Source organism: Mycobacterium sp. (genome assembly GCF_040398885.1).
GTDB lineage: Bacteria > Actinomycetota > Actinomycetes > Mycobacteriales > Mycobacteriaceae > Mycobacterium.
In genome coordinates, this window is record NZ_JBBATF010000242.1 from 1 (window position 1) to 3,129 (window position 3,129).

Annotated in this window: 4 protein-coding genes and 1 pseudogene; all 5 read left to right on the forward strand. The window is 69.2% G+C overall.

From position 1 onward, the window contains the following. Positions 1 to 86 (forward strand): annotated as a pseudogene (sufC, locus tag ADBZ5U_RS15410) (Fe-S cluster assembly ATPase SufC); the annotation flags it as partial. A 9-nt stretch (positions 87 to 95) separates the two neighbouring features. Next, entirely contained in the window at positions 96 to 1,373 is a 1,278-nt protein-coding gene (locus ADBZ5U_RS15415; RefSeq protein ID WP_526811650.1) for a cysteine desulfurase, read from the forward strand. Then, positions 1,370 to 1,828, forward strand: a complete 459-nt coding sequence (gene sufU, locus ADBZ5U_RS15420) for a Fe-S cluster assembly sulfur transfer protein SufU (protein ID WP_526811652.1) — start codon at positions 1,370 to 1,372, stop codon at positions 1,826 to 1,828. The genes ADBZ5U_RS15415 and sufU overlap by 4 nt, the downstream gene beginning before the upstream one ends. Next, entirely contained in the window at positions 1,825 to 2,181 is a 357-nt protein-coding gene (locus ADBZ5U_RS15425) for a metal-sulfur cluster assembly factor (RefSeq protein ID WP_526811654.1), read from the forward strand. The genes sufU and ADBZ5U_RS15425 overlap by 4 nt, the downstream gene beginning before the upstream one ends. Positions 2,182 to 2,191: 10 nt before the next feature. Then, positions 2,192 to 3,129: TDT family transporter (locus tag ADBZ5U_RS15430; RefSeq protein ID WP_526811655.1), on the forward strand; the 938-nt coding region annotated here is incomplete at its 3' end.

Below are 3,129 nucleotides of genomic sequence, written 5' to 3' on the forward strand. Positions count from 1 at the left end.
TCGTCGAGTCCGGTGGCCCCGAGCTTGCCGACGAACTGGAGGAGAACGGCTATGTGCGGTTCACCCGCGCCGCGGCGCCGTCCTAGCGGCCGCCGATGACCGCCGCAGCGGATCTCGGCCTCGACGTCGAACGGATCAGGGCCGACTTCCCGATCCTGGGTCGCGTCATGCGCGGCGGGCACCGGTTGGCGTACCTGGATTCCGGGGCCACCTCGCAGAAGCCGCTGGCGGTGCTCGACGCCGAACGGGACTTCCTGACCACCTCCAACGGGGCGGTGCACCGCGGGGCCCACCAGCTGATGGAAGAGGCCACCGACGCCTTCGAGCAGGGCCGGACCGATGTCGCCGGCTTCGTCGGGGCCGCGCCGCAGGAACTGGTGTTCACCAAGAACGCCACCGAGGCGCTCAACCTGGTGTCGTATGTGTTGGGCGACAGCCGATTCGGGCGCGTAGTCGGCCCCGGCGACGTGATCGTCACCACCGAACTCGAGCACCACGCCAACCTCGTGCCCTGGCAGGAGTTGGCCCGCCGAACCGGAGCCGCCCTGCGCTGGTACGGCATCACCGACTCGGGTTCACAGGCGGGGCACCTCGATCTCGATTCGCTGGTCCTCGACGAGCGCGTCAAAGTGGTTGCCTTCACTCACCATTCGAATGTCACCGGGACCGGCGCGCCGGTCGCCGAGCTGGTGAGCCGCGCCCGGGCGGTCGGTGCGCTCACCGTCCTGGATGCCTGCCAGTCGGTGCCGCACCAGCCGGTCGACCTGCCGTCGCTGGGTGTGGACTTCGCCGCCTTCTCCGGGCACAAGATGCTCGGGCCCACCGGTGTCGGTGCGCTCTACGGCCGGGCCGGTCTGCTCGACGCACTGCCGCCGTTCCTCACCGGCGGCTCGATGATCGAGACCGTCACCATGGACGGCGCCACCTTCGCGCCGCCGCCGCAGCGGTTCGAGGCGGGCACCCAGATGATCTCCCAGGTGGTCGGATTGGCCGCCGCCGCAAGGTATCTCGACGGCATCGGCATGGCGGCGGTGCAGGCCCACGAGCACCGCCTGGTCACCGCCACACTGGAGGGCCTGGCCGGCATCCCGCAGGTCCGGGTCATCGGCCCGGCCGATCCGGCGGTCCGGCGTTCCCCGGTGGCCTTCGTCGTCGACGGGGTGCACGCCCACGACGTCGGGCAGGTCCTCGACGACGACGGCGTGGCGGTACGGGTCGGCCACCACTGCGCCGCACCCCTGCACCGCCGCTTCGGGGTGGCGGCCACCGTGCGGGCGTCGTTCGCCGTCTACAACACCCTCGACGAGGTGGACCGGCTGATCGCCGGAGTGCGACGGGCCATCGACTTCTTCGGACACCAACCGGGCCGATGAGACTGGAACAGATGTACCAGGACGTGATCCTGGACCACTACAAGCATCCGCACCACCGCGGCCTGCGGGAGCCGTTCGCCGCCGAGGTGAGCCACGTCAACCCCACCTGCGGCGACGAGGTGACGCTGCGGGTGGCGCTGTCCGAGGACGGCCGGCGGGTCGCCGACGTCTCCTACGACGGCCAGGGATGCTCGATCAGCCAGGCCGCCACCTCGGTGCTGACCGACCAGGTGATCGGACGGAGCGTCGGCGACGCCTTGAAGACGGTCGAGGCCTTCAACGAGATGATCACCTCGCGCGGAAACATCAGCGGCGACGAGGATCTTATCGGCGACGGCATCGCCTTCGCCGGGGTCGCGAAGTATCCGGCGCGGGTCAAATGCGCGCTGCTGGGCTGGCTGGCGTTCAAAGACGCCGTGGCGCGGGCATCCGGACGTATGGAGGAGAGCACATGACCGACACCTCTGGCAGGAGCGAAGCGACCGAGGAGTTCATGGCCGATCTGGAGGAGGCCATGCGCGACGTGGTGGACCCCGAGTTGGGCATCAACGTCGTCGACCTCGGTCTGGTCTACGGACTCAACGTGGACAAAGCCGACACCGGCACCGTGGCCGTCATCGACATGACGCTGACCTCGCCGGCCTGCCCACTCACCGACGTCATCGAAGACCAGACGCTGCAGGCACTGGTCGGCACCGGCCTGGTCGACGAGATCAAGATCAACTGGGTGTGGAACCCGCCCTGGGGACCGGACAAGATCACCGACGACGGTCGCGAACAACTGCGCGCGCTGGGGTTCACCGTCTAGCCTCTGCGGAATGCGAACGCCCGCGCCGATGATCGGACTGCTGGGACGTGTTGGCCCCAACTGGTTCGCCTCTGTGATGGGCACCGGGATCGTCGCCAACGCCGGCGCCACGCTGCCCGTGAATATGCCTGGGCTACATACCTTCACCCGGATCGTCTGGGTGGCCGCGCTGTTGATGCTGACGGTTCTGGTGGTCGTCGTGGGCGGGCACTGGATGCTGCACCCGACGGTTGCCCGCAGCCACGCCCGCAACCCGCAGATGGCCGTCTACTACGGGGCCGCGCCGATGGCCATGCTGACGGTGGGTATGGGCGCGCTGCTGGTCGGTCGCGACCTGATCGGTGAGCCGGCCGCCGTGGCCCTGAGTTGGACGCTGTGGGTGGCCGGCACGGTCTGGGGCTTGCTCACCGCGGTGAGCATCCCGTATCTGATGTTCACCCAGCACCACGTCGAACCCGACGCCGCCTTCGGCGGCTGGCTGATGCCGATCGTCCCGCCGATGGTGTCCGCGGCGGCCGGGGCGCTGCTGCTCGAGCACACCCCGGCCGGGGTGTGGCGCCAGACCCTGCTCTACGGCTGCTGGGCCTTGTTCGGGCTGTCCCTGGTGCCCGCGTTCATCATCATCTCGATGATCTGTAGCAGGCTGGCACTCTACGGCACCTCCGGCACGGCTCGGGTCCCCACGCTCTGGATCGTCCTGGGCCCGCTTGGCCAGTCCATCACCGCCGCCGGGCTGCTGGGCCTGAACGCCGGATTGGCCGTCGACCCGCATATCGCCCAGGCGATGAACACCTTCTCGATCCTCTACGGCGTCCCGGTCTGGGGTTTCTCCGTGCTGTGGATCGCCCTGGCCGCCTCCCTGACGGTCCGGACCATGCGCCGCGGCATGCCGTTCGCCCTGACCTGGTGGAGCCTGACCTTCCCGGTCGGCACCTTCGTCACCGGCAC